Below are 20512 nucleotides of genomic sequence, written 5' to 3' on the forward strand. Positions count from 1 at the left end.
AGTATACGTCATACACTATTGGATGTGCAACTCTATTGTCGTTCAATCCCCCTTTCCCCATAAAAAAAGCACCTCTTTAAAAGAGGTGCTTAAGCATAAACACTTACTAATCGAACAAAACGCTCACGGAATGTTCATGTTGGACGCGGAGCAGTGCATCCGATAATAATGGAGCAACAGACAGGATCGTCATTTTGTCGATTTGTTTTTCTTCCGGTTGGAAAATTGAATTTGTAATCACCAATTCTTTAATCGGGGACTGTTCAATTTTGATGACGGCAGGGTCCGATAAAACGGCATGCGTCCCGCAGGCATATATATCATTGACCCCATTTTCATGAAGGATGTCAGCTGCTACAGTCACCGTATCTGCGGTATCCATCATATCATCAACGATAATGACATTCTTTCCTTTAACGTCACCAACGACATCACGGATTTCCGGCATACCTGGTTCAGCTTTACGCTTATCAATGAAAGCAAGCGGTGCATCAAGGATATTTGCCATTTTCCTTACCCGGTTCAATCCATTCGTATTAGGAGCGACAACCACAGGGGCCTCGATATCTTTTGTCTTGAAATGCTCACCCAGGATCGGGATTCCCTGAAGTTGATCTACTGGGATGTTAAAGAATCCTTGAATTTGTGGCGCGTGCAGATCCAAAGAAATAACTCTGGAAGCCCCCGCCTTTTCCAATAGGTTAGCAATTAATTTCGCTGTAATCGGTTCACGGGAACGGGCCTTCCTGTCCTGACGAGCATACCCGTAATAAGGGATAACTACATTGATGGTTTTAGCTGAAGCCCTCTTTAAGGCATCAACCATGATCAACATTTCCATAACATGCTCATTAACAGGCTGGGAAGTGGACTGGATCAGATAAATATCGTCGCCACGAACACTTTCTTCTATATTGATCTGCACTTCTCCATCACTGAATCGTACAACCTTGCTTTTTCCTAAAGGTACGTCAAGGTTTTCCGCTATTTCCTGCGCCAGTGGTTCATTGGAGTTTAACGTAAAAAGCTTCATCTGTGATTGTGTATCCATATGTATCGCTCCTGTTTGTAAAGGTTGTGTTAAGAAAAACTTATCACTCCCAGGAGCATGTTGCAAGTTAAGGCTTTTGGATACCACTATTTGCATAAATCGGATCCAGCTGATCAGTAATCAGCATGTGTCCAGGAGCATGTGTAATCATAATGGATGGTTTTGCTTGCAGCGCTGCATTTTGTGGGGTAACACCACAGGCCCAAAATAAAGGAGTAGCTTCCTCTGAATCGAACTCCACAGCTTCCCCGTAATCAGGCGTATGGATATCTCTGATTCCAATTTCTTCGGGGTCCCCCATATGGACGGGCCCACCATGAGATTGACCGAACTGTTCGGATATTTCAAGGGCCCGGTCAATTAAATGATTGGGAACTGCTCGCATACTGACTACCATGTTTCCTTTAAATATGCCCGCAGATTCTAAAGGAATACTGGTGTCGAACATAGGAACGACTTTTTGCTGTTCTTGATGAAGCAGAGGTATACCACCATCCAGCAACGCTTTTTCAAACGTAAAGCTGCATCCGATTAGGAACGTTACAAAATCCTCCTGCCATACATCAGATATGTTCAACACTTCTTCTGAAAACTCCCCTTCCCGGTATATTCTATACCGCGGCAGGTCTGTCCGTATGTCGGCATCCGCTGCTTTCGGAATTGTCTGTCCCGCCTCCATCACTTCTACCAGAGGACAAGGTTTCGGATTTCTCATACAGAACAATAGAAAATCGAAAGCATAGGCCTGAGGCAGCGTGACAAGATTTGTTTGGATGAATCGTTCACACATACCCGAAGTCGTCCCGGATCCTTCTTCTGTTCTGAAAAAACGCCGTTGTTCTTTTGGATTCATGAATGGAACACTCCTTTTTTATCTTGAAGAATTATGGTCACTGAAGTCTTGCCTAGTCTCATATAGGCAATGAACGTTTCATGTTCAACAGCAAAAGTCATAAGGATGAAGGGGAGGAGAAGCTTTATAAAGCCATTTCGGATCTTGATCATCATCTCGCCAATGCCAAGCAGCCAGGGCAGCGGCACATGCATCCATCCTATGAGACTCATTGGCCATCGTATTTGGAACACCTTTTAATTGCTGAGAACCAAACCACCTGCAGATTTTTTCTCTTGTTGATAAATCTTTTTTATAACGAAGGACATCGTCAACACTATTCACTCGTGCTCCAAGGGCAGCCCCAGGGTGAACTTCAACGATGTTTATGTCTTGAAGATTGGTCAAGCTTCCGATTTCTCTTGATAAGCGGATCCCTCTCAACGTTAAATAGACCATCCGCATCATCGTTGGTGGCATGATGGAAGATCCATTCATGCCGATCTTACGGATGAAGCGTCTCAAGTCACGGTCTCTTTCTCTATCACCTCCACCATCTTCATAGGAAAGCGGCGCGTCCATCCCGATGGTCACAGGATTTGTTTGGGCGAGCTTCTGGATGTAGGTAATCAACTGCTTGTCATTCAATGGACTCATATGGTCAATAAACTGAAGGGTACTCTTTTCCTTTTTAAAATGAACGAGTACTGTATCTTTGGGGTTACTTGGTCCCGATAAATCGATGCCAATATAATGCATCCGCTTTAACCTCCTGTCTATTAACAGCATACATCATTTATGACTCTTGAAAAGCCTGATCTGTTTCCATGGATTCTTTGACACAATAACAAACAGACATCTATAGAAAAATAGATGTCTGTTTATCCTGCAGGGTTTACATCGTTTTCATGGACGGCATAAACGACCAGTCGTTTATCATGTGTACCTGCTTCTGTATTGAACTCCCCCGTACACGTAATCAGATTCAACTGCCTTCGATAGGAGAAACCGAAGACTTTACTCAATGGAGCACTTTTCCGGTCATAAGCGGCTGATTTTTGTACGATGAATGTCTGTTCTTTCCCTTGTACATCCGTTACGATGACCTCATCCCCTTGTTCCAACTGCTTCAAATCATAAAACACGGCTGGTCCTGTGGTACTTTTTACATGACCGGCGAGCACAGCACTTCCTTTTTCACCGGGTTGATAACCGTCTTTGTACCACCCGACACCTTCAACACTTTCCGGCTCCCCCATTTGTCCCGTGTCATAACGTCCAACCTCTTCAACATCTGCCTCGACACCAATGGCGGGAATCGTGAGCCCGCTCGGTTGAACAGCAGTCTCGTCTTTATGCTCCCCTGACGAAGTTGCCTTTTCTTTCTGTTCATCATACATTTCTCTTAAACTTTTCTTTTCTTCTGTCTTCTCGGTTTGATCTGCACCATTCTGATCATCGCCACTCTCTTCCGTCATCTTCCCACTTGAGCAGGCGATCAGAAAGCATAGGATCAGCATAGGAATCCATCTGAACATATTCATTCACCTTCAATCTATATAAACTACCCCTGGTAATAATTGTATGACCAGGGGTAGGAATTTTTGGTAATTTTCTTATGCATTATTTTTAGTTTTGCGGATACCTATAACGGCCGCGAATAGTACGGCTGCCATACTGGCAAATGCGATCATCCATGCATTCAGCCCTTGATCAGCTGTTCCACCAAGACCTGTTTTCGGCATTTCTGACGGCATGTCAGACGCGAACATGTCAGGGTTTTGAGCTACAATGGCTCCAGATAGGCCTTCCCCTACTCCGTACATGTGAGCGTATGCTTCACGCAGCTGATTGTACGCTTCATCAAAGTCACCTTCCACGTAGCTGTCAAAGGACCCTGTCAATTGGTTGACGTGCATTTGAAGTCCTTCAGCTGTCGCCTCTGCTTCCAATCCGCCTTCCGTTGCCGTATCAAGGAATTCAGAGAAGTCTGCGCGATAGCCGTCAAGAGCTGTCAGCGCCTGTTCTTTTGCTTCTTCATCTTCTGCGCCGGTCGCTTCTACATAGTCAACAAAGTAACCGATATGCTCAGACCACATGTCCTCAAATTGCTGTCCCGCTTCTTCACCATATACTGAAGTGATCGCGGCTGTCAGATCTTCTGTGTTATTACTAAGGGCACCAGCAGCATTTTCAAAGTCTTCAGCACCATCGCCGCCTTTCTGCATGGCAAGAACAGCAAGTGCCGCATGCTCTGATAGCAGGTGGTTAAGGTCAGCACGAAGGTCAGAGGCAGGTGTTGCCGGATTCGTGTTTTCGAACTTTTCAGGGAATTGATCTGTAATTGCTGTAGATAGACCTTTTCCGACCCCATACATATGATCGATACTCATGCGGAGTTTTTCATAGGCTTCATCGAAGTCGCCTTCTTCATAGTTATCAAAAGCTCCAACGAGTTGATTCACGTGCATTTGAAGTCCCTCAGCAAGTGCGGAAGCTTCCAAGCGTTCATCTGTTGCAGACTCAAGGAACATGGAGAAATCTTCACGATAGTTGTCCAAGTTGCTCAAAGCTTCTTCCCGACCTGCTTCATCATCTTCAGCCGTCGCTTTTACATAATCGACGAAATATCCAATATGTTCTGACCACATGGATTCGAACTGTTCACCAGCTTCTTCTCCGTATACGGAAGAAATCGCTGCGGTCAAATCTTGTGTATTCCCTTCAAGGGCTGCGGCTGCTGCATCGAAATCATCAGCACCTTCGATCCCTTTCTGCATCGTTACTACGGCCAGATAGGCGTGCTCGGAAAGCGACTGATCCAGAGTAGCGCGTAAATCAGCTGCCGGTGTAGATACCGTTACATCTGACATTTTTTTATCGTGATCCCCGTGATCATCTGCGAATGCAACCGTGGCTGTCGGCAGCATCAGTGCTGCAGACATCGGCAAAGCGATCAAAGACTTTTTCCAATTGATTTGTTTTTTCATTTTCCACCACTCCTCTTTAATTGATTTCACTAAGCTAACGAGAGGAGTTTCTGTTTGGATCACAAAAAAGCAAAAAAAGTTTTAAAAAGTCGAAAAAACGGATCATAACAGGCTTTCTCACCACATAAAAAATAACCCTCCCACAGAACCCTCTATGGTCGAGCGTATATAATCGTCTATTCCTGACCCTTCTGCAGCTCAGGTATCTTTCTGTACAATTCTCTTTCCCCGTTCACTTTCACAACCTTCCCGTGGACATTCTCATGTTCACGAAAGAAATTCGGCTTCCCATTCTTCTCGAAATATTTATTCCATTTGAACATCTTGAAGAAGATGCGAATCGTAGGATCATAGTTGGACGTCTCCAATCGCAGCTTCTGGAATAAGAACCGCTTGATGATCCTGTAAGTTCGGACAGAATAGAACGTATCCAGAAATATGATGATATCTGCCTTTAGGAAACTTTCTTCCACCCACCATTCATTATGAACACCTTCAATAATCCATCGATCTTCAGTTGTGATTTTATTCAGGTACTGCGCACGTTCCTGTTCCGTTCTCCTTATATCGACTGGTTCTTTTCTGTTCCACACGACATTATCCAGCTCGTAAAAAGGAATCCGAAGTCTATCTGAAAGTTTGCTTGCAAGCGTAGTTTTCCCGCTTCCAACTGAACCGATGATATGAATCTTTTTCATATCTCCCATAGGAATCCTCCTTTATTCAAACGATGAATTGAGTGAACCAGGCGATATACTGAGCCCCAGGAACGAAGACCAGTTGAGCGAGAATCGTGCCAAAAAGTCTCGAGGTGACCATCATTAAAGACACGTTTTTCAATTTTAAGTAATCTCCCTTTTTATTGATCACATCATCAGCCATAACCGAAATCTTCGGGTCTACGAAAACTACGAGTAGGATGGTAGCTATCCCATTGATCAATCCAGAAGCCATAATGGCTGTCGATCCTCGATCTGGGACAAGAAGAGCGGCATAAAGGGCTGATAATACTCCTACTGTATAAATCGAAGTTACAAGCATGTTAATGAAAAACAATCGCTTCGGAATATGAGTCAATGAGAAATCCTTCAAATGAGTCCGGTTAGGCAGGTGAACTTGGTGCAGCCCTCTCTTTATGTATTCGATGGAAAACAGCATCCGAAATAATGAAGGGATGGACCCTGCTTGTTCGGATAACCGAATGATCGATCGTGAAAATAATGCAGTGAACGTGGGAAGCAGTATGATTCCGAGCAGCGTACCCAGTGTGGATGCTCCGAGAATCGCTCTGAATTGACTTTCTACAAAAGGAAGGGGACTCGTTGATGGCGCAGTGTCTATGAGACTTCCTGTAAACGGCTGCTGCATCATATTGGCCATCCTTGAGAAGATCACCATCAAATTGAACAGCGATAATGCAGAAGCGATCAATCCTACTCTTGCACCCGAGAGCCTGACCGCATAGGCGAGTGTTTCTATTGTATGAATGATTAAAATAAATAAAGCGATATAGATGACTTTTTCAGTAATAAATTCCATAACGGGAACTCCTTTTGCACATCCTTACATAAAAGATGTTCTTAGGCTTTTAACATATAAGACTCCTTTCCAATAAGACGCCTATGGTTCCTCTTACATGTGCTATGATAACTTCCTATCATTCCCTACTTCAGCGTTTAGCGAGAAAGTGAATCACGACTTAAAGAATAAATATATTGCTTCTCCCCAAACCGATAGATGGACCGTTCAAATTCCATTCCTATTTTCTTCAAAAGTTTAATTGAAGGAATATTGGCCGCCTGAGTTTCTGCCAAAAGGTTTGGAACCTCCCGTACATCAAAAGTATAACCAGCCACTTCCCTAACCACTTCAGCACCGATCCCTTTCCCCCACCACTTGGGGAAAGTTTGATAAGAAATCTCGAGATTTTTCTGATCATGATGTGAATCAACTGTAACCAAACCGATGCATTGGCAGGACCTTTTTTCACGTGCGACAAAACTTAGAGAGGATTCTTGAGGATGGAGCAAGTCGTCCAAAACACTGCTCATTTTGCTTTCTTGACGAACTCCTCCGAGATATTTTCTAACTAATGGATCCAAGTAAAGCCCGATTACATCAGATTCATCAGTATGTTGAAATTCTGTAATAAACGTCCTGGATGTTCGCAACATAACCGCTGCCGCTCCCCCCCTTTATTCTCCATAAAAAATTTTAGTTCTAACCAATCACAATGAAAATCTTGTCAATAAACCTCCTTTCATTATTAGACGTCCAATATTTGTAAATGTTACCTCATGTCGAAAAAAATGATTATTCCAAATGGAAATAATCATCGCCGAAGCACCAAGTCTATATTTAACTATTTATTTCTCTCCATGACGGCAAAATAGTTCTCTTCATCGTCAGCAAAATTAAAGACTCTGCCACCCGGCATTTGAACAACCTCTCCTACTGTTATGTTCTGATCGCTTAGCTTACGATGAAGCTGGTCTAAGTTGTGTGCGAAGAACATCAAGGAAGGCGTATCCAGATTCACACCGGGAGACATTTTCGCAACTACTTCTTTATCATGAAGAACAAGAGTCGTTTCTGAATGTTCATCCGGGGCGATTTCAAACCATTTCATTTCCCCCTCTCCTTCTTCAGACACGAGTATAAATCCCACTTTCTCCGTCCAAAAATGGAGGGCTTGTTCTTGATCTTCCACGTACACCATAACCTGCCCCACTTGATTGATCATCATCGTCCACCTCCACTATACGTCCTTATTAAATATTCGCCCAGGAAGAAGCGATTCCTCCCTTTTGTATTCTATTCACTGATTGAATATAAAAGAGACCGACTCTTCTGAGCCGGTCTCTTTCATCACTTTTAAAGTTCTGCTTGAAGAACAACGTCGCCTTCTGGTAGATCATTATTCGGCTGCGGCTCTTTCGTTATAGCAATCGCATCCCAGGATTTCCGGTTTTCTTCATCAATCCTGAACGTGACAGCTCCATGCCCTTCCTCATCTGTTGTGAAAGCACCAGCAGGTTCTGGTGTTTCACCTTCAATCAACCAAACTTGATACACTTGTTCACCTTCCAAAGCAGACATTTCATCTACTTGGACAAGCAGCTCAGAACCGATGCTGCGATTGACGAATGTCGCGACTCCGGACCCTGTCTGCCCTGTGGAGGCAAGCTGTGTCCGCTGAGCTGGCGTCATCGTATCCCCATCCCCGCTTTCACGATCTTCCAGTTCTGATAGGGCGACCTGAAGATCAGTAAGATCCGACTCCAGGTTATCATTTTGTGAAGAAAGTTCTTGCAATTGCAATCCTGCAAAGATGTTTCCTCCAACGGATAAGAGGAGACCAGCGGCAAGCGCACCTGCCCAGGCTTTCCAACGGTTCGGTTTCTTCGGTTGAATCACCTTTCCAAACGACTCACCTTCATCCGCTTCTTCCGTTTCCTCAGCAGCGAAAACACCATCCAGGACGCGCTCCCTCATACCGGCAGGAGGTGTTATCTGTTTCATATGGGTAGGAAACTCTCCCATTAAGTCTTCCAACTCCTGTACTTCTTCCCTGCAGTCGGAACACGTTTTCAAATGCTGCTCGAACTTTTCTTTTTCTATTTCTGAGAGCTGGTCATTCAAATAGTCCAGGACATTTTCACACTGTTTGTCATTCATTGTTGGTCCCCCCTTTCTCATCCAAGTGCTCGCGTAATTTTTTCAAAGCGAGCCGGACCCGTCCTTTAACCGTTCCAAGGGGAATGTCGCACTTTTCAGCGATTTCCCTTTGAGAGAAACCCTGAAAATAAAAAAGGCAGATCATCCGTTGTTGTTCATCAGGCAAGGTGTCGATCGCTTGGCGCAGCTGATCACGATCTTCTTTATCTGTAACGACTTCTTCGACACCCGGCATTTCTTCATGCATGGAATCCCTCTGATCCCATTCCACTTCCTGTACTTTCTTCTTTCTGATGAGATCGATGGAAGCATTCCTTGTGATGGTCAGCAGCCAACTTGAAAACTTCCCGCGTTCCTTCACATATTGACCTGCTCCTTTGCCTCTCCACAACTTTATGAAAACATCCTGCATTACTTCTTCTGCTGCCTGTTGATCCTTCATCATACGAAAGGCAAATGAATATAGTAATTTCTCGTAACGGTTGTAGAGGGTTTCAAGAGCAGCTTTGTCTTGATTGCGGATTTGTTCGTACAATTCAAAGTCCGTCGGTTTGCTCATTTAATTTCCCCTTTTTTGCCATGGTCTCTCTAGTATATCGTTTAAAAGGAGATCTTTCATGTTTCATGAAGAATACGCAAAACTTTTATGGATAGATCACTTTTCATCTAAGATTTCCTCAAATTTTTTCCTTTTCATTTGACCAGCCTTTGCAAACATGCGATAAAAGGATGAAGAGCCATTATCTTGAAAGTGAGGGATTTTTAATGAGTCCAACTGGAAAACCTGCAGAAATCCATAAAGACGGGTCCTTTAAAAGACAACAAAATCAGTTTACAGCTGCTTTTGGGAAAGATCTTCCTGTCAATTCAGGAAAATATCGGCTCCTGTGGTCTCCTGCCTGCCCCTGGGCACACCGGGCCGTCATTGTTCGGAAAATTCTCGGACTTGATACATCCATCAGCCTAGGGACCGCTAGCCCCCTACGTCCCCAGGTCGGCCGGGTGGATTGGGAATTTTCATTAGATAAAGGTCACAGAGACCCTGAACTGGGTATCCAATATGTGAGTGAAGTCTACTACAATGCGGATGCTGGCTATACTGGACGCCCAACAGTCCCCGTGATGGTCGATATTGATAAGAAAAAAGCGGTGAACAATGATTATTTCACTTTGACAACGGATTTCGAAACCGTCTGGTCTCCTTACCATAAAGACGGTGCGCCTGACCTCTATCCCGGGCAACTGAGAGAAAACATCGATCAATGGAGCGATGCCATCTTCCATGACATCAATAACGGTGTATATAAATGTGGCTTTGCCCAATCACAAGAGGCTTATGAACAGGCCTATGATCGACTTTTTGCGCGTCTTGATGAACTTGAATACCACTTGGCTAAGAGCCGCTTTCTACTCGGAGACTTCATCATGGACGCTGACGTAAGGTTATATACAACCCTTGCCCGCTTTGATATCGCTTACTATAACGCATTCAATACAAATCGGAACCTGATTCGTGAGTTTCCGAACCTATGGGGTTATGCCCGTGACTTGTATCAGACAGAAGGATTTGGTGAGACCACTGATTTTCATGCCATTAAACAGCATTATCATTTATCCATTACCATTAACCCTGATGATACGGAGGAAAAGATCCTTCCGAAAGGTCCTGACCTTACAGTATGGGACACCCCTCATCACCGGGAACAATTAAGCAGCACGAAAGAAAAGTTCCACTACCAAAGGAGCACGCCATGACCATTACGATTCGAAATGCGAAAGAAGAAGAAATTCTTGAAATACGGGAACTGAGAATCGCTGCCTATGAAGATCATATTGCCTCTATCCCCAAAGAACATTGGCAGGCCTTGAAAAAAGCGATTTCTTCTGAGGCTGATCAACAGCCGGGCGTGGATTTATTAGTGGCAGTAGTGAACGGAAACATTCTCGGAAGTGTTGCCCTTTTCCCAGCGAAAACAGATGCCTATGAAGGATTCGTAGATGAACTAGACTACCCTGAGATTCGAGTACTGGCTGTTATCCCTCAGGCACGAGGAAAAGGCGTTGCTTCTGCTTTGATTGAAGAATGTATACAAAGGGCAAAAGCTAAAGGCTACTCTGAGATCGGTCTACATACGGGTGACTTTATGAAAGATGCCATTGCCTTGTATGAGCGCTTCGGATTCGAGCGTTTACCGGAACATGACTTTGAACCTGCGAATGATGGTATCATCGTTAAAGCTTTCCGACGATCTATCTAAAATAATGAAAAAGGTTCACTCTAACTAAAAGTGAACCTTTTTTATCATTCGTATTTAATATAGTTATAATAATCTGTAGGCACTTCCTCTACAATTTGACCATCTCGATTCTTATATATCTCATATTCACGGTACGCTTCCACTTTAGATCCATCCACGAATTTCGTTCCCTCGTGTTTGAGCTCCAACTCCATTGTTGCCCGTGACCCCCCCTTCCCTTTAGTGTTCACCACTTCTGTTTTAATCTCTTCTGTACCAACAGGGACCCGGAAATGGTTTTCCAGTTTCATCTTGGGAGATTCCATGTAACCGATGATCAAAAAGACACCTAAGAGCAGCATGATAGGATAAAACTTTTTCAAGTAGTCGCCCTCCTCAAAAGTCCTGTACAAGCATCTTATGCGTACGCGCATAAAAAAAGGAACTATTCCCATAGGAGAGTTCCTTTTTTAATGATCCATTAATAATACCCTCCATGGCCGTGATGATACCCACCATACCAAGGATCATAACTTCCATGCCCTTGGTGGTACCCATAACCTGGCACATATGTGCTGTGCCCGTGCTCGTATCCAATTCCAGGAGAATATGTTCCTTGTCCATGGTGATATCCATAGCCAGGGACATACGTGCCATGACCATGATGGTACCCATATCCAGGAATATAAGTGCCGTGTCCGTGATGATACACTCGATCCAACCCAAGCTCCCCTTCCTTTACCTCTCCTTAACCTATGTGCATGGAAAGAAATTGGTCTGGGCGCTCTTATAAAAGGCTGTATAAGTTCTCTGATACAAAAATGAGAGATCAGGGAGGATTTTTCATGAAAGACAAGATTGGAACGGGATCGCTTTCTTTTTTTACAATTTTTGAATGAACAAGTAAAGAATTTAAAATGTTTATTACATGAAGCAGTTCCTTAGATGCATTTCATGTCATAAACAGCATGAAAACTCTATGAAGGGGAATAGAGCTAGTATAAGCCAAAAACAATGAGGAGGAACGATTCATGTTATGGCTCTTGCTCTTGATACCAATTGTGCTGATTACTCTCTCCATTTACTATGACCGCAAAAGGAAAAGCCAGGCAACATCCAAAGCAGCTGCTCAGACCAAAGAAGCCTATGAAGAAATTTATTATGATGAAGGAGCTGCCAAAAAATCACAGGACCCTAAACATACAAAACCGTTTTAATTAGAAGAGCGGAAGCATAGAGCTTCCGCTTTTTTCTGTTACTCAGAGGAGTGATGATGACCGTCTACGATTAAAAAATGTTCCAATTCCGTAAGCTTATCAGAACGGAAAATGATTCCTTCTGTATCTAAAACGATAAAAAATGGCTGCTTCTCTATATCCAGAAGCCTCTCATAATCATAGGGATGTGTCGGAATCTTAGAATAAATCTGAAAGGAAAAGAGCCTGCTCTCCCACACTTCGGGATCATTGAAAACCTGATTGATTTTCGTTTGAAATGATTCTGCAGACTCGTTTTCACTTTTGAAGGCTAAGACACTATATCGATCTTCCACTTCCGATTTCAACTCATTTATTAAATCTTTTTTTTCAGATCCACATCCCGCAAGAACAACCATCGCGCCAAACATTAAAAGGATCAGCTTTCGCACACGTACTCCCCCTGCCCACCGTTTCTTCTAAATTTATTTTCCTGACTTAGCATCAAGGATCATTTTTTGGATTTGCACTGGATTTCTCTTGATGAATAGCCTTTTATTCCTTCATTTCGTCCCGCATTTTTTCGTTGAGCAGGTGATTAATTCCTACTGTCCTCTCGACGTCCAGGACAAAAGCAATTCCCCTGCCCGGCTCTCCTAACCGTGCTCCCTGTTCAATAGCTTGCAGAACCGCATCACTTTTGTCTTTCGCAATTAACGTCAACACTACTTCCTTTTCCGGTTCGATCAGGATATTGAATAACTTCGCTTTTTCATGGATGCCCGTGCCACGCCCTGTGATGATAGTTCCTCCTTCGGCTCCAGCATCTTTGGAAGCATCCACTACTTTTTCCGCATCACCTTTGTTTACAATGGTCACAATTAAATCATAAGAGACTTTCTGCTTCTCCATTTGAATTCCATCCTCTCCTTCGTGAGTACCGGAATTTAGCCCCAACCCTATCATATGATTGATTCCACTTAGCTTTTTCGTATCAATAACAAACCCTATTCCTTGTCTTGGTCTGTTTAATTTTGCACTATGGATAATTGCATTCATAACCGTATGGAAGATGGAATCTGAGACAAGTGTAAGGATGACTTCGCGCTCCCTTTCTACAGGGATACCGAGGAAGCGTTTCTTTTCATCCATCCTGAATCCTTTCCCGAAAAATGTCGTTCCCCCTTGAGCACCTGCGAGTGTTGAGGCATGGACTACTTTTTTTGCTTTTTCCTTTTTAACGATCGTTACTATGAGCTTTTGCCCTGATTTGTTCTTTGTCATATTGCTCCTGCTCCTTTCTCCTATAGATCATGCCCAGGGTAAGTACAGAAAGGATCGGGGCCAGGGCCACGAGTGCCACCATCCCGAACCCATCTAAAAGTGGATCCCGACCTTCAGTTACAGATGCAATACCTACAAACAGACTCAATATAAAAGTGGCAGTCATCGGACCAGTCGCTACTCCACCTGAATCAAAAGCGATGGATGTAAAGGTTTTGCTGGAAAAACGAACGATGACCAGGGCGCCCACATATCCCGGAACAACAAAGAACCAGATTGGAATCCCAAGCAGAATACGTACCATTGAGAGTGCAATGGATAACCCGACACCAAAGGACAACGTATAGAGCAGGAGTTTTTGCGGGATGTAACCCCCCGACACTTTTTCCACCTGATGGGTAAGAACACTGACCGCAGGTTCTGCATAAATCGCTACAAAGCCGAGGACGAATCCGATAGGAATAAGGAGCCACACATGATCCATGGACCCAAGTTTCTCCCCCATCATCGTCCCTACCGGTAAAAAACCGATATGGACACCTTGCAAAAACAGAACCAGTCCAGCATATGTCAAAAAGAACCCGACCAAGATGTCCTGTAGCTTTTTCCATGGCAGTTTAAGAAATACTAGTTGAAAGAGAAGGAATAAGAAGAATAAGGGTATGAGGGCTGCAGCAACGTCAAATAAAACATGCCAGAATCCATCGAATATCTTAATATTCACCCATAAATCACCCCTAATAAAAGAACGGATAAAATGGGGCCGATGGATGCCAGTGCTACCAGACCGAAACCATCACTTGAGGAAGATTTACCACGCATGACAGCAGCTACGCCGACGCCTAGGGAGAGGATGAAAGGAACGGTCATAGGACCGGTCGTGACCCCTCCAGCGTCAAAGGAGATAGGGACGAACGCGCTCGGGGTAAAAGCGGCGAGCAGGAAAACAAAGGTATATCCGCCTGCAAGCAGATAAACGATATCTATATCGAAAATGATCCGGAACACAGCCAGCGCTACGAAAACACCGACGCCGATAGCTACGGACAAAATGAGAATATCCATAGGGATCTGTCCGCCGGATACTATGTCGATTTGAGAAGACAACACCCGTACATCTGGTTCTGCAATCGTCACCACAAGTCCCAGAATAAAACCGAAAAACACCACGATCCAGACTCTTTTTGTTTTGGATAAAGCCGATCCGATCATTTCTCCAACAGGTAACAGACCGATATTCACTCCAAGGAGAAAAAGGATAAGGCCGGCACCGACCATTAAAACACCTATGAGGAATTGAAAGAACATGTCCATGGGAAGCCAAACGAGCGTGAATTGAAGGATGGTGACAACAATAGTGATAGGCAGGATGGAAAGGACGACTTCCAGAAACGTTTCTTTAATATTATCCATCTAAAACCTCCTTCGAGAGATTTGAGGAGCTTCGATCTGGATGTCCATTTTTAAATCGTAGGTTATTTCCAGTATATCACTTTCATCGTTCCTTCATGATCATTCCCCTCTACTAAAAAAGGAGGCTTCCCAATCTTTTGTGAAGATTACTAGGAAGAATACAATCGTGCCACTTACCCACATCCATTTTTCTACAGCATCCTCCACAGGAAGAACATGTTTTTCAGTCCCAGTGTCCCCCCATAGGTGTACGCAACATTTTAAAAATGGCCATAAACGGAATAGGTAACAGATCCTCTGTACAATAATAACTACGATCACCCGCATTAAAGCCCCCTCTTATATAAACATGTCTCTGTTAAAGTTCAGTGTTGATATTTGCATCAACGGATGGAAGTGACAATGAAAGATAAGATGGCAAAAGGGAATTTATTTCCAAGTGTCGAAACCTTTAGATGATCTACTTTCACGATGTAACCATTGAATCTTGTCGGATTATGATTTCGAAACGGAGCCTTTCGCTAAATGGCAGGATTGTTGAAGACTTGATTTCGAGACTTCTGTGTTGTGGATAGGGCTGCGGGGAATGACTCGCTTTCCGCGGGAGCGCGGTGAGCCTCCTCAGGCTAACGCCTTGCGGGGTCTCACCCTGCACTTTTTTCCCGCAGGAGTCTCGCCATTCCCCTCCGCCCCTTTGCCATGGCAGATTCTCTAAATCACTACTGGAACAATCAGCTTGAATGACTGAGGAAAGTAGATCATATAACCTCACCACAGCAGGCATTCAGAATTTATAAGCTTGATACAGAGCACTTTATGCCTGCCTTAAAATGGGGAAGAGGGAACAATTTCTCTAGGTATAGGGGTCGTTTCTCTTTACTATGAAAGGGGTGGTTGGGAAGCTGCGAGACTCCCGCGGGAATGGATTGGCTGGCGAGACCCCACAGGACGAAGTCCGAGGAGGCTTGCCGCCATCCCCGCAGGAAAGCGAGTGGCTTCCCAGCCGCCCCTAACGCTCAACCAGGCAATGAACCCCCAGAACATCTCGAAGCTGAGTCTTCAAGAAAAGGGAGCTTTCGTTGAATAGCCAAATATAAAAAAGAGGAACTTCCATAAAATTGGAAGTTCCTCTTTGCGGTAATATCAACACTAAACTTTAACAGAGCCACAAACATAGAAGCGTAGCAAACGAAAATTTTTCAGAACAGATTATTTTGAGACACGAAATACAGCTGATATGATAAATGTTGATTGTTAACATGAATGAAGCATAATAAACCATAAAGAAATGGGGTCTTCTAATGGCAACCAATTTAACGGACGCTAAATTTTCCGTTCTTGACCTTGCCCCTGTCATTGAGGGGGGGACACCGGCAGATTCTTTCCAAAACACCGTAGACCTTGCCCAGCATGTTGAAAAATGGGGATTTACAAGGTACTGGATGGCCGAGCACCATAATATGCCTTTCATTGCAAGTTCTGCAACTGCAGTGGCGATCAGTCATGTACTCCATCACACAGAAACGATCCGGGTTGGTTCTGGAGGGGTCATGCTCCCGAACCACGCCCCGCTCATCATTGCCGAACAATTCGGAACACTTGAGACGCTTTTCCCAGGCCGCGTAGATTTAGGTCTTGGACGGGCTCCTGGAACAGACGGAATGACAGCTCGCGCTTTACGACGAAACCTTGACTCTGATCCGAACGAGTTCCCCGCCATGCTGGATGAACTAAGAGGGTATTTCAATGGGGAACACCACATTCGCTCCATCCCAGGTGAAGGGTTGGACATCCCTATATGGTTGCTGGGTTCCAGCGGTTTTAGTGCCCAACTTGCCGGTCAACTCGGTCTTCCTTTCTCGTTTGCGAGTCATTTTTCACCAAATAACACGCATGGAGCCTTAAATTTATACCGCTCCAGCTTCCAATCCTCTGAGGCCCTTGATGAACCTTATGTGAAAGTAGGCGTCAACGTAGTCGCAGCAGATACAGATGAAGAGGCCAAAAGACTGGCGACATCTCTTCAACAACAATTCCTGAACCTTGTACGCAATACGAACCATCTCCTTCAGCCGCCTGTGGATGATATGGATGAAGTATGGACAGCTCAGGAAAAAGCAGCCCTAAGACAGCAGCTAGGCGCCTCTATAATCGGAAGTAAAGAAACCGTACGAAAACAATTGGAGAATTTCCAACAAGAGACAGAAGCAGACGAAATGATGATCATCTCTCAAATTTACGATCACCAGGCCCGCGTCCGTTCTTATGAAATTGTTGCTGAAATCATGAACGAACAGTAAGTCCCACCTTCCAAACGAACGATAAAAAAGCCCTCTGGGATTCAGAGGGCTTTCTTTCATAAGACGAATGCATAAAAGAGATACACAAAAACCGCTACCGCCAGGAAGAAATTAAAACATGCATGCGGGACCTTCCTTTTTTCCAAATCGACCATCCCACTTATCCATGACATACAACCTAACATCAATAACATGAACGGCAGAATCCGAAAGTCCTCCGTCCATAACCCATATCCGCTCATGGTCAATACAAGCACCCCAAACACATACTTCATCATTTTCAAAACTCGTGGTCGTGTGGATGCTATTTCCATGTCCATACCTCCTTTGCACAAAGCTTCATTGATAATGCATAAGAGCTTGGAAAAAATGATCTGCTGATTGCAAGTGTCGACTCCATTCAATCGACGCGTTAAAAATAATAGATAGTAGTACACCTACAGGAAAAACGGAGGCCGGCCATGCTTCCTTTAGTATCCGCTTCTGTTTGATGAACAGAAAAGAGTAGAACAAAAGGATCAGTCCAATGGCCACACCCAGAATCCACAAAGTGATGCGTTGACTATGCGCATCTCTCTACACTCGTCCTAAACGCCTCCAAGACCGCCTCATTCTCACCAGTTTCCTTGATCGCCTTCGATTGCTGCCGTCCTTCTACCATCCATATGTATGTCTCTTGATTTTTCTTCACCTGATAAAAAAACTCACTCGCTCGTTCTTCACTAATGATCCATGAGGTTTCTGCCTCAGTCACAGAAGGTAGAAGAAAGAAGATCGAAAGAAGCAGGAAGAAACCTCTATTCATGCAGCGCCTCCCTTAAGGAACGAATTCCCTCCAACACGTCCGGATGATCTGTTCCATTCTCTCTCGCATGAAGCAATACCGGCCGAACGGACTCGACAGAACGTCCAAATTCATACATCCAGTCGTAGCGCGGTACCATCCACAAGTGAAAATGGTGGGTCGTATCTTCATTATAAAAATAGTACACGTGTTCAATCCCGAGTACATCCCTTTGGGCTTTTCTTATTTTCGTAATGAAAGTGATATAATCCTGCTGTTCTTCTATCGTCAGTTCATCCAGTCCTTTGACATGACGTTTGGATGCCACAATGACCAGCCCTCTAATTGGATAAGCAACATCCTGATGAGCATGAAAATATTCAGTTTCCGCAATGACTCCCCCATCAGGTTCGACCACACCACTGGTCAACGCACAACTGAGGCACTCCACAGTCACCTTGCTTCCATTTGCTAATGTAATAGTTCTCATTCTTCTCCTCCTGACTTCCCGTGAAATATCATGGAGCTTCTATGAATAAGCCGACTAACCTGCCGATTCCTTTAAAGATCCAACCCGCCAACCGAATGGGAAAGATTAACAACTCAGGGATCCAGGTGAGGACTTCAAACAATATCCCCCATATGTTTCCTTTATTTGAATGTTTCACGTCCCGCTTTGATCGTTTAGTTTTGAAAGTTCCAGGAATAGTCATGACCGATTTCCCTCCCGGTAATTACTTACGGAACGGCACGATTAAACGTTTCAATGGATTGCAAAAATTTCCTTGTCTTAGGAAACACACTCTTTAACAAACTAGAACTATGAAGGAGGTTGAGAGTGATGGGTAAAAGAACTTCACAAATGAACGCAGCAAAGACGAATAACAAAACACCGAAAGAAAGCCTTCCGATTGAAGAAGAAATTGGTCACCGCACGAATAAAAACCGTCCAGTACAAGGACCGGGATCGAATCAATAACAAAAATCCTGAGGGGCTCCCCTCAGGATTTCTTCTGTGGCCTCCGGACTTGATTCCCCCCCTCACTCCATCTTCCCCAGCGCATCATATACTTCCCCAATGGTAGTAAACCCTTCTTCCTTCAGTCCCTTGATACATGAGATCCAGAGTTCGGCTGTAGCCAGACTATCATAATACGCATGATGACGCTGTTTGTTTTGGATACCGAATGCCTTGCAGCCAGCGTCTAAGGTCACTATTGCTTCCTCCTCATGAAGAACCTTGAGCAGGAAGGCCGTATCCACAATCCTATGTTGGAATTTTTTCCTCAATGCCACCCATGTCGCGTGATTCATGAACTGTTTTTCATGGTTTGCATGATGGGCAACCAGCAGGTCGGTTCTCACATATTGAAAAAAATCCTTCAGTGCATCCCTTAAAGGAGGTGCACTTTCCATCATTTCCTTCGTAATTCCTGTCAACGACGCGATTTCCTCCGAAGGAACAACATCCGTATTAACCAGCGTATAAAACCTTTCTGGGTCCATCACCTGGTCCCCTCTGACTTTCACTGCGCCGATGGATAAAATCTGATCCCCTTTGTACGGAAAAAATCCAGACGTCTCCAAATCGAATACTGTAATGTCTAATTGATCAAAAGGAAGGTCGAGCGGGTTCCCGCTTTTCATTTCTCTTTCTAAATTTCTCAAGTATGCCATATTGGAAGGGTCATTTTGATTTAACGAAGAAAATCCATTGCCGATTCTTCCTGATAAATCTTTGACAAATTGGACGAATGGGTTCATGTCGATGCTTCTTTTAAAATGGATTTGGTCATCTGATACAGTCTTTGGGAGGTTCTGACGTGTCTTTTCAATTGCTGTTTTTCTTCTTTCGTCAAATGTTCTACGGTAAGAGTGTGAACCTCACGATAGAGATGCGTTCCTTTTTTTAACGTTAGTCTTTGATTCAGGAACTGCATAAAGCTCTTTTCATAAAAGGAAAGATCCGGATAATGCGTACGAAGGGACTGGAACCTCGATAATGTAGAAGAAGAGGTAAACTGGTGAACAAGAGCAAGGATTCTCATCGCGTTTACGTATGGAAAATATATGGTCTGTTTCAAATCAAAGCGCCCCTTTTTCTCACCGCTGTAGTTTGGAAGCAGCTGCCCAAATACACCCACCCCTTTTTTGACATAGTCGACGTTGTCGATTAACCGAGTTAAAACCTTCGGGTTCTCATCCAGCATTTTAAAAGCGCGACACTTTACTTGATCCAGCAACTCTGTGTGACCCACAATCACCCGGGAGTCGAAGAATATGAGGAAATTCCTAAGCGAATGCCACTCTTTTTCCTTCAGCCACGCAACCGCCTGACGACTGAACATATCGACGGGCTGGCACCATAAAGGGTTTGAGGCCATCACGTTCCCCTCACATCTTTCATAGCCCACAACCGCAAGCCCCTTCTCAACTTCTTCTCCAAGGGTTAAAAAATACGCTTGATTTTTCTCTTCCCCATTATATAGAAGTCCATGATCCTGGTCACTCCATATCGACTGTTCAAATCTTCCGGCACTACCCATGAGAAAAAATGCAAAAGGAGCAGGAGCGGGTCCCTGCTCCTTTTCAATTTTTTCTTTCGCCAAATGAAAGGTATGATGAATCAATTGGTCGTGAAAAGCATTTAATTGAAAGTGGTCCTCCATTACGGAAGGAAACATTTCCGTCCTCCATCGTTTAATGTCTTCATAAGTCTTGAACATCCATTCCATCCTTTTTTAATT

The 20512-nt window shown here is 44.1% G+C and carries 27 protein-coding genes; 5 read left to right on the forward strand and 22 right to left on the reverse strand.

Annotated features, from left to right (window positions below):
* Positions 1-106: 106 nt before the first annotated feature.
* The 11 genes from ACXADE_RS12340 to ACXADE_RS12390 all read right to left on the reverse strand — a co-directional run bounded on the left by ACXADE_RS12340 (position 107) and on the right by ACXADE_RS12390 (position 9110).
* Positions 107-1051: a ribose-phosphate diphosphokinase gene (locus ACXADE_RS12340; RefSeq protein ID WP_474980766.1), complete on the reverse strand. Its 945-nt coding sequence runs from the start codon at positions 1049-1051 to the stop codon at positions 107-109.
* 67 nt (positions 1052-1118) lie between these two features.
* A complete protein-coding gene (locus ACXADE_RS12345) occupies positions 1119-1904 on the reverse strand; it encodes a putative hydro-lyase (RefSeq protein ID WP_474980767.1) in 786 nt (261 codons plus the stop codon).
* An 84-nt stretch (positions 1905-1988) separates the two neighbouring features.
* Complete coding sequence (locus ACXADE_RS12350) at positions 1989-2642, reverse strand: DUF429 domain-containing protein (protein WP_474980768.1); 654 nt, start codon at positions 2640-2642, stop codon at positions 1989-1991.
* Between the two features lie 122 nt (positions 2643-2764).
* The gene (locus ACXADE_RS12355) at positions 2765-3421 is read right to left on the reverse strand and encodes a class F sortase (RefSeq protein ID WP_474980769.1); all 657 of its coding nucleotides are present in this window, start codon (positions 3419-3421) and stop codon (positions 2765-2767) included.
* A 78-nt stretch (positions 3422-3499) separates the two neighbouring features.
* On the reverse strand, positions 3500-4861 hold the full coding sequence (locus tag ACXADE_RS12360; protein WP_474982224.1) for a copper amine oxidase: 1362 nt from the start codon (positions 4859-4861) through the stop codon (positions 3500-3502).
* 188 nt (positions 4862-5049) lie between these two features.
* A complete protein-coding gene (locus ACXADE_RS12365; protein WP_474980770.1) occupies positions 5050-5580 on the reverse strand; it encodes a P-loop NTPase family protein in 531 nt (176 codons plus the stop codon).
* A gap of 16 nt (positions 5581-5596) precedes the next feature.
* Positions 5597-6412: a lipid II flippase Amj family protein gene (locus tag ACXADE_RS12370; RefSeq protein WP_474980771.1), complete on the reverse strand. Its 816-nt coding sequence runs from the start codon at positions 6410-6412 to the stop codon at positions 5597-5599.
* 137 nt (positions 6413-6549) lie between these two features.
* Positions 6550-7047 carry a GNAT family N-acetyltransferase gene (locus ACXADE_RS12375; RefSeq protein ID WP_474980772.1) on the reverse strand — a complete coding sequence of 166 codons (498 nt, stop codon included), beginning with the start codon at positions 7045-7047 and terminating at the stop codon, positions 6550-6552.
* A gap of 188 nt (positions 7048-7235) precedes the next feature.
* The gene (locus ACXADE_RS12380) at positions 7236-7616 is read right to left on the reverse strand and encodes a VOC family protein (protein ID WP_474982225.1); all 381 of its coding nucleotides are present in this window, start codon (positions 7614-7616) and stop codon (positions 7236-7238) included.
* Positions 7617-7747: 131 nt separating this feature from the next.
* Positions 7748-8551 carry an anti-sigma factor gene (locus ACXADE_RS12385; RefSeq protein WP_474980773.1) on the reverse strand — a complete coding sequence of 268 codons (804 nt, stop codon included), beginning with the start codon at positions 8549-8551 and terminating at the stop codon, positions 7748-7750.
* On the reverse strand, positions 8544-9110 hold the full coding sequence (locus tag ACXADE_RS12390) for an RNA polymerase sigma factor (RefSeq protein WP_474980774.1): 567 nt from the start codon (positions 9108-9110) through the stop codon (positions 8544-8546). The genes ACXADE_RS12385 and ACXADE_RS12390 overlap by 8 nt, the downstream gene beginning before the upstream one ends.
* Positions 9111-9316: 206 nt before the next feature.
* Here ACXADE_RS12390 and ACXADE_RS12395 point away from each other — a divergent pair, with 206 nt between their 5' ends.
* Both ACXADE_RS12395 and ACXADE_RS12400 read left to right on the forward strand, forming a co-directional pair.
* Positions 9317-10306, forward strand: coding sequence for a glutathione S-transferase family protein (locus ACXADE_RS12395; protein WP_474980775.1), 990 nt, complete (start codon positions 9317-9319; stop codon positions 10304-10306).
* Positions 10303-10809 (forward strand): GNAT family N-acetyltransferase, encoded by a 507-nt coding sequence (locus tag ACXADE_RS12400; protein WP_474980776.1) that lies wholly within the window; start codon positions 10303-10305, stop codon positions 10807-10809. Before ACXADE_RS12395 ends, ACXADE_RS12400 begins: the two co-directional genes overlap by 4 nt.
* 44 nt (positions 10810-10853) lie before the next feature.
* Here ACXADE_RS12400 and ACXADE_RS12405 read toward each other — a convergent pair whose 3' ends face one another.
* Together ACXADE_RS12405 and ACXADE_RS12410 are read right to left on the reverse strand one after the other, a co-directional pair.
* Positions 10854-11171, reverse strand: coding sequence for a hypothetical protein (locus ACXADE_RS12405; protein ID WP_474980777.1), 318 nt, complete (start codon positions 11169-11171; stop codon positions 10854-10856).
* Positions 11172-11184: 13 nt separating this feature from the next.
* Positions 11185-11514, reverse strand: coding sequence for a hypothetical protein (locus ACXADE_RS12410; RefSeq protein ID WP_474980778.1), 330 nt, complete (start codon positions 11512-11514; stop codon positions 11185-11187).
* Between the two features lie 305 nt (positions 11515-11819).
* On the opposite strand from ACXADE_RS12410, the gene ACXADE_RS12415 reads away from it, so the two are divergent.
* Positions 11820-12005, forward strand: coding sequence for a hypothetical protein (locus ACXADE_RS12415; protein WP_474980779.1), 186 nt, complete (start codon positions 11820-11822; stop codon positions 12003-12005).
* A 38-nt stretch (positions 12006-12043) separates the two neighbouring features.
* Here the strand turns inward: ACXADE_RS12415 and ACXADE_RS12420 are convergent, their stop codons facing one another.
* From ACXADE_RS12420 to ACXADE_RS12435, 4 genes are all read right to left on the reverse strand, one after another.
* Complete coding sequence (locus ACXADE_RS12420) at positions 12044-12436, reverse strand: hypothetical protein (RefSeq protein ID WP_474980780.1); 393 nt, start codon at positions 12434-12436, stop codon at positions 12044-12046.
* Positions 12437-12539: 103 nt separating this feature from the next.
* Complete coding sequence (locus ACXADE_RS12425; protein ID WP_474980781.1) at positions 12540-13268, reverse strand: P-II family nitrogen regulator; 729 nt, start codon at positions 13266-13268, stop codon at positions 12540-12542.
* The gene (locus tag ACXADE_RS12430) at positions 13222-13992 is read right to left on the reverse strand and encodes a DUF1538 domain-containing protein (protein WP_474980782.1); all 771 of its coding nucleotides are present in this window, start codon (positions 13990-13992) and stop codon (positions 13222-13224) included. The genes ACXADE_RS12425 and ACXADE_RS12430 overlap by 47 nt, the downstream gene beginning before the upstream one ends.
* Positions 13989-14681 (reverse strand): DUF1538 domain-containing protein, encoded by a 693-nt coding sequence (locus ACXADE_RS12435; protein WP_474980783.1) that lies wholly within the window; start codon positions 14679-14681, stop codon positions 13989-13991. The genes ACXADE_RS12430 and ACXADE_RS12435 overlap by 4 nt, the downstream gene beginning before the upstream one ends.
* Before the next feature lie 1301 nt (positions 14682-15982).
* On the opposite strand from ACXADE_RS12435, the gene ACXADE_RS12440 reads away from it, so the two are divergent.
* On the forward strand, positions 15983-16981 hold the full coding sequence (locus ACXADE_RS12440) for an LLM class flavin-dependent oxidoreductase (protein WP_474980784.1): 999 nt from the start codon (positions 15983-15985) through the stop codon (positions 16979-16981).
* Between the two features lie 56 nt (positions 16982-17037).
* On the opposite strand, the gene ACXADE_RS12445 is transcribed toward ACXADE_RS12440, so the two are convergent.
* From ACXADE_RS12445 to ACXADE_RS12455, 3 genes are all read right to left on the reverse strand, one after another.
* Positions 17038-17295, reverse strand: a complete 258-nt coding sequence (locus ACXADE_RS12445; RefSeq protein ID WP_474980785.1) for a hypothetical protein — start codon at positions 17293-17295, stop codon at positions 17038-17040.
* Positions 17296-17543: 248 nt separating this feature from the next.
* On the reverse strand, positions 17544-17786 hold the full coding sequence (locus tag ACXADE_RS12450) for a hypothetical protein (protein WP_474980786.1): 243 nt from the start codon (positions 17784-17786) through the stop codon (positions 17544-17546).
* Positions 17779-18255 carry an HIT family protein gene (locus tag ACXADE_RS12455; protein ID WP_474980787.1) on the reverse strand — a complete coding sequence of 159 codons (477 nt, stop codon included), beginning with the start codon at positions 18253-18255 and terminating at the stop codon, positions 17779-17781. The genes ACXADE_RS12450 and ACXADE_RS12455 overlap by 8 nt, the downstream gene beginning before the upstream one ends.
* Positions 18256-18606: 351 nt before the next feature.
* Between ACXADE_RS12455 and ACXADE_RS12460 the strand changes: the two genes are divergently transcribed.
* Positions 18607-18744 (forward strand): hypothetical protein, encoded by a 138-nt coding sequence (locus ACXADE_RS12460; RefSeq protein ID WP_474980788.1) that lies wholly within the window; start codon positions 18607-18609, stop codon positions 18742-18744.
* 62 nt (positions 18745-18806) lie between these two features.
* On the opposite strand, the gene ACXADE_RS12465 is transcribed toward ACXADE_RS12460, so the two are convergent.
* Entirely contained in the window at positions 18807-19529 is a 723-nt protein-coding gene (locus ACXADE_RS12465; RefSeq protein ID WP_474980789.1) for an exonuclease domain-containing protein, read from the reverse strand.
* Positions 19526-20491, reverse strand: coding sequence for a DUF294 nucleotidyltransferase-like domain-containing protein (locus ACXADE_RS12470; RefSeq protein ID WP_474980790.1), 966 nt, complete (start codon positions 20489-20491; stop codon positions 19526-19528). The genes ACXADE_RS12465 and ACXADE_RS12470 overlap by 4 nt, the downstream gene beginning before the upstream one ends.
* Positions 20492-20512 lie beyond the last annotated feature (21 nt).

The sequence above is a fragment of the Halobacillus sp. ABR2_026 genome (assembly GCF_056158545.1).

What these genes read in the sequence shown, in the direction of transcription:
- ACXADE_RS12340 (WP_474980766.1), bottom strand. Translation starts at nt 1,051, where the DNA reads ATGGATACACAATCACAGATGAAGCTTTTTACGTTAAACTCCAATGAA.
- ACXADE_RS12345 (WP_474980767.1), bottom strand. Translation starts at nt 1,904, where the DNA reads ATGAATCCAAAAGAACAACGGCGTTTTTTCAGAACAGAAGAAGGATCC.
- ACXADE_RS12350 (WP_474980768.1), bottom strand. Translation starts at nt 2,642, where the DNA reads ATGCATTATATTGGCATCGATTTATCGGGACCAAGTAACCCCAAAGAT.
- ACXADE_RS12355 (WP_474980769.1), bottom strand. Translation starts at nt 3,421, where the DNA reads ATGTTCAGATGGATTCCTATGCTGATCCTATGCTTTCTGATCGCCTGC.
- ACXADE_RS12365 (WP_474980770.1), bottom strand. Translation starts at nt 5,580, where the DNA reads ATGGGAGATATGAAAAAGATTCATATCATCGGTTCAGTTGGAAGCGGG.
- ACXADE_RS12370 (WP_474980771.1), bottom strand. Translation starts at nt 6,412, where the DNA reads ATGGAATTTATTACTGAAAAAGTCATCTATATCGCTTTATTTATTTTA.
- ACXADE_RS12375 (WP_474980772.1), bottom strand. Translation starts at nt 7,047, where the DNA reads ATGTTGCGAACATCCAGGACGTTTATTACAGAATTTCAACATACTGAT.
- ACXADE_RS12380 (WP_474982225.1), bottom strand. Translation starts at nt 7,616, where the DNA reads ATGATCAATCAAGTGGGGCAGGTTATGGTGTACGTGGAAGATCAAGAA.
- ACXADE_RS12385 (WP_474980773.1), bottom strand. Translation starts at nt 8,551, where the DNA reads ATGAATGACAAACAGTGTGAAAATGTCCTGGACTATTTGAATGACCAG.
- ACXADE_RS12390 (WP_474980774.1), bottom strand. Translation starts at nt 9,110, where the DNA reads ATGAGCAAACCGACGGACTTTGAATTGTACGAACAAATCCGCAATCAA.
- ACXADE_RS12395 (WP_474980775.1), top strand. Translation starts at nt 9,317, where the DNA reads ATGAGTCCAACTGGAAAACCTGCAGAAATCCATAAAGACGGGTCCTTT.
- ACXADE_RS12400 (WP_474980776.1), top strand. Translation starts at nt 10,303, where the DNA reads ATGACCATTACGATTCGAAATGCGAAAGAAGAAGAAATTCTTGAAATA.
- ACXADE_RS12415 (WP_474980779.1), top strand. Translation starts at nt 11,820, where the DNA reads ATGTTATGGCTCTTGCTCTTGATACCAATTGTGCTGATTACTCTCTCC.
- ACXADE_RS12425 (WP_474980781.1), bottom strand. Translation starts at nt 13,268, where the DNA reads ATGACAAAGAACAAATCAGGGCAAAAGCTCATAGTAACGATCGTTAAA.
- ACXADE_RS12435 (WP_474980783.1), bottom strand. Translation starts at nt 14,681, where the DNA reads ATGGATAATATTAAAGAAACGTTTCTGGAAGTCGTCCTTTCCATCCTG.
- ACXADE_RS12440 (WP_474980784.1), top strand. Translation starts at nt 15,983, where the DNA reads ATGGCAACCAATTTAACGGACGCTAAATTTTCCGTTCTTGACCTTGCC.
- ACXADE_RS12445 (WP_474980785.1), bottom strand. Translation starts at nt 17,295, where the DNA reads ATGGAAATAGCATCCACACGACCACGAGTTTTGAAAATGATGAAGTAT.
- ACXADE_RS12450 (WP_474980786.1), bottom strand. Translation starts at nt 17,786, where the DNA reads ATGAATAGAGGTTTCTTCCTGCTTCTTTCGATCTTCTTTCTTCTACCT.
- ACXADE_RS12455 (WP_474980787.1), bottom strand. Translation starts at nt 18,255, where the DNA reads ATGAGAACTATTACATTAGCAAATGGAAGCAAGGTGACTGTGGAGTGC.
- ACXADE_RS12460 (WP_474980788.1), top strand. Translation starts at nt 18,607, where the DNA reads ATGGGTAAAAGAACTTCACAAATGAACGCAGCAAAGACGAATAACAAA.
- ACXADE_RS12465 (WP_474980789.1), bottom strand. Translation starts at nt 19,529, where the DNA reads ATGAACCCATTCGTCCAATTTGTCAAAGATTTATCAGGAAGAATCGGC.
- ACXADE_RS12470 (WP_474980790.1), bottom strand. Translation starts at nt 20,491, where the DNA reads ATGTTCAAGACTTATGAAGACATTAAACGATGGAGGACGGAAATGTTT.